Origin of the sequence: Succinivibrio sp., assembly GCF_045124615.1 — a bacterium.
Lineage (GTDB): Bacteria > Pseudomonadota > Gammaproteobacteria > Enterobacterales > Succinivibrionaceae > Succinivibrio > Succinivibrio faecicola.
Window position 1 is genome coordinate 1 of the sequence record NZ_JBGVMC010000255.1, and the last position, 3738, is coordinate 3738.

Genomic DNA, 3738 nt, shown 5'->3' on the forward strand with positions numbered 1-3738 from the left:
TTAAAAATCCAAAATCAGAACTTGATTTTAATAATAATTTTGAGCTTCTTTGTGCTGTAATGCTATCAGCACAGACAACAGATAAAGCTGTTAACAGTGTAACTCCATCTCTTTTTAAAATAGCTCCAAATGCCAAAGCCATGTCATTACTTGATACGCAGGTAATTGAAAACTGCATTAAAAGACTTGGGCTTTATAAGAATAAGGCGTTGAATCTCAAAAAAATGTCAAACGAGCTTGTTACAAGATTTGATGGATTGGTTCCTGATAACTACGATGATCTTGTAGCCTTGCCGGGAGTCGGCTCTAAAACTGCAAAAGTTGTATTAAATGTTGGTTTTAAACAGAATACTCTTGCTGTTGATACACATATATTCCGTGTCTGCAACAGAACAGGTCTTTGTATTGGAAAAACTGTAAAAGATGTTGAAAAAAACGTAGTTTTAAAGGTTCCAAAAGATCATCTTTACAATGCTCATCATTATCTCTTGCTACATGGTAGATATGTTTGTACAGCAAGAAAACCTGATTGTGAAAACTGCTGCATAAAGGATATATGCAAAAAGAATCTTGACTGATATTTGAAATTTCAGATTGATTCCGTATAAGTTTAAAACATACTTTGTATTTGTTATTAAAATAAATACCAATTGTCTTTTTAATCAAAAAATTAAGTGCCTTTAATACAATTTTTTTGAAAAAATATTGAGTCATTAATCACACAAGTCGATTTGTTTTTGATAGAATATCCCCGCAAATTTTTAAGGTATATATTCATAAAATGACTTATTTGGTTGATTCACACTGCCATCTTACAGGTTTATCTCTGAATTCAAAGGCAGCAGACAGCATAGAGCAGATTATCAAAAGAGCTAATCTGTGCAATGTTAGTCATTTTTTGAATGTATCGTGCACAAATGCAGAATTTAAAAAGGGGATGGAGCTTTTAGGCTCATATGACAACATTTATCATGCTGTCGGACTACACCCACTGAATCTTGATGAAGAACCTAACTTTAGTGAAGAAGAGCTTGAAAAGAATCTTTTGAGCTCTGATAAGGTTATTGCATTAGGTGAAACAGGTCTTGACTACTTTTATTCTGAAGAAACAAAGGATGCTCAGATAGAGTCTTTTGCAAAACAGCTTCAGGTTGCACTAAAGGTTAAAAAGCCACTTGTTATACATGCCAGATGTGCTCATAAAGATACAGTAGCTTTACTTAAATCTGAAAATGCAAGAGATGTTGGTGGTGTGATCCACTGCTTTACAGATTCTGTGCAGATGGCAAGAGAATGCCTCGATCTTGGCTTTTATATTTCTTTTACAGGTATTTCTACCTTTAAAGCTTCAGATAATGTAAGAGAGGTTATTAAATATGTTCCTCTTGACAGAATGCTTGTTGAGACAGACTGCCCCTATCTTGCACCTATTCCTGTCAGAGGAATTGAGAATGAGCCTGCATTTGTAAGATATACACTGGATTTTATTGCAAAGTTTAAAAATGTTAGTGAAGACTATTTAGCTTCAGTTACATCTGAGAATTTTGAGAATTTGTATAATTTAAAATTAAAAGACATTACTGTCAGTGATGTTGAGGTAAGTGATTACAAACTCGATACTATTTTAAGAAAGCCTTTTTCTAAATAATAAAGAATTCCCAACTTGGCAATAGCGGAATAGCCGTATATGAATGTAAAGGTTCATATACGGCTTTAATTTTTTAGCTCTTTAATAGAGCAGAAATGAAAGGTAGATCGTTTGCTGCAAAGGTAAGATCAAGCATTAAAAGAATGAGTGTTATCAGCTTTACAGCACATACGTTAGCGATACCTGCATTTAAGTCTTTTATGTACATGTACTGTCCTATTGATACTCTTACAAAAAGACATATTCCTATCATTGATAGAGCGATTTGCCAATCAAGAACTACAAATGTAACAGCAAGAACGATAACAGCGTTGATAGCAAGACCTCTTAAAGATAATGAACCGTAGGTGCTTACAGGATCATCCTTGTGACCATAGTTCAATGTTGCTGCAGTAAAAGCTGCAAGCATAGTCATAACTGCAAATCCAAGCGCAAACAAAGTGTCAATCTTATAAATTTCTAGGAATCTGTCAAAGCATGCAATAAAGATCTGCATTGTTACAAGAACAATCACTGCTTTTGCATAGAAATCAATTTTTCTAAGACTCATTGTAGAAATTAGTGTTCCTATTCCACTAAATCCATTACATCCTGTAATCAGTACATAAATTGTAAAAGCTACGCTTGAGCTTAAAAGAGGATTTGCGATTTTTGCAAAGAGCATTGCTCCTACTGCACAGATAAAACCGGCAAAGAAATAAGGAACAATCATGAATGATGGAGATGATGGACCAAAAAACTTCATAGAAGAGCCGGTAAATACAGCTCCAAGATTTGTGTAGGTAAACAATGATGCAAAAAGTTTTCTGAAAAACAGAACCGTAAGTAGGGGAAAGCCTAAAGTCTTTTTGTTCTCAGTTGCATTTTTATCATTATTATGTGCAATATTTTCCTCAAAAGAATTTTTTAAAACAGTATTTTGAGAATTTAACTGATTTGCACCAAATACTGATTCAGTCTCATAGTTCTGACAGTCAGTATTTTCATTAAAAAGATTATTCTGTGTATCAACTGTTTTCTCAAAGCGAGGAGCTCTGTCAATAAGCTCTCTTTCAAATGAACTTTTCAAATTCTGCTTATCATTGCCAAATAAGAACTGATCTTCTTCTTCTTTTTCTAATGGCTCTTTGATATTTTCAACATTTCCCTGAACAGCTGTATTTTCAGATAGATTTAATGGATTTGCCTTATCCTCAGTCTGTGGTTTTGTATCTTCTGCTTGCTGTTCAACTTTTCTTCTTTTTGGTGTTAATGGTTCACCAGGTCCAATATATAGATGATCGCTGTCTCTACCTTCTTCATTTAAGTAAGACTCATCACCTGCATATGTGTAGTATTTTGATCTGATTGAATCGTCTTCTTGATTAGGGGCTAGGGCAGAATATGGATCTGTATTTGTATTCTGTTCTATTTTAGGATCGGTTATATCCTGATTGAAGCTTATGTCAGCACTCATATTTTCCTGCTGAAAATTAAGATTGTCATTTAAGTGGACATTAGCAAATAGATCTTTGTTTGATGGAACTGAAAAACTGTTTTCATCATCAAAATCATGAACCAGACTGCTGTTTGGCTTAGATGCTGACTGGGTTGTCAGCTTATTTAAAAAAGAAAATGTTCCCTTCTGTTTTTCAGTATCGCTTTTTCTGTTTGAGAATAATCCGAAAGCCATTAGATTAACCGCCGTATTAAAAAATGCCTTTTGCTTTATTATAATTTTGTATTAAGATATATCCATTGTAACAAATATATGAAAAAAATTTACTTTTAGTACAAAATTTTCCTAATAAATCGCATAGCATATGCGATTGTTATTTGAGAATACTTAGGCAATGATAAAATTAGAAAAACTTCACAAGATTTATCAGCTTGATAAAAATACATCTCTTCATGCTTTAAAAGGTGTAACCCTTAATATCAAAAAAGGCGAAATATTTGGTGTAATAGGACTTTCTGGTGCCGGAAAGTCTACACTTATAAGACTTATCAATATGCTTGAAACACCATCAAGCGGAAAGGTTATTATTGATGGTGAAGATATTACATCCTATTCAGAGGCAAAATTAAGAAAGGTCAGACAGTCTATTGGA

At 33.4% G+C, this 3738-nt stretch carries 4 protein-coding genes; 3 read left to right on the plus strand and 1 reads right to left on the minus strand.

Annotated elements, in window-relative coordinates; all coding sequences use genetic code 11:
- Window positions 1-578: endonuclease III (gene nth / locus ACJML3_RS06670; protein ID WP_406021739.1), on the plus strand; the 578-nt coding region annotated here is incomplete at its 5' end.
- Window positions 579-781: 203 nt separating this feature from the next.
- Entirely contained in the window at window positions 782-1648 is an 867-nt protein-coding gene (locus ACJML3_RS06675; protein WP_406021741.1) for a TatD family hydrolase, read from the plus strand.
- Between the two features lie 73 nt (window positions 1649-1721).
- Here ACJML3_RS06675 and ACJML3_RS06680 read toward each other — a convergent pair whose 3' ends face one another.
- Complete coding sequence (locus ACJML3_RS06680; protein ID WP_406021743.1) at window positions 1722-3320, minus strand: hypothetical protein; 1599 nt, start codon at window positions 3318-3320, stop codon at window positions 1722-1724.
- Window positions 3321-3480: 160 nt separating this feature from the next.
- Between ACJML3_RS06680 and ACJML3_RS06685 the strand changes: the two genes are divergently transcribed.
- Window positions 3481-3738: ATP-binding cassette domain-containing protein (locus ACJML3_RS06685; protein WP_406021745.1), on the plus strand; the 258-nt coding region annotated here is incomplete at its 3' end.

Bases quoted from the DNA above. Each gene is read 5' to 3' on its own strand.
- ACJML3_RS06680 (WP_406021743.1), bottom strand. From the start codon at position 3,320: ATGGCTTTCGGATTATTCTCAAACAGAAAAAGCGATACTGAAAAACAG.
- ACJML3_RS06675 (WP_406021741.1), top strand. From the start codon at position 782: ATGACTTATTTGGTTGATTCACACTGCCATCTTACAGGTTTATCTCTG.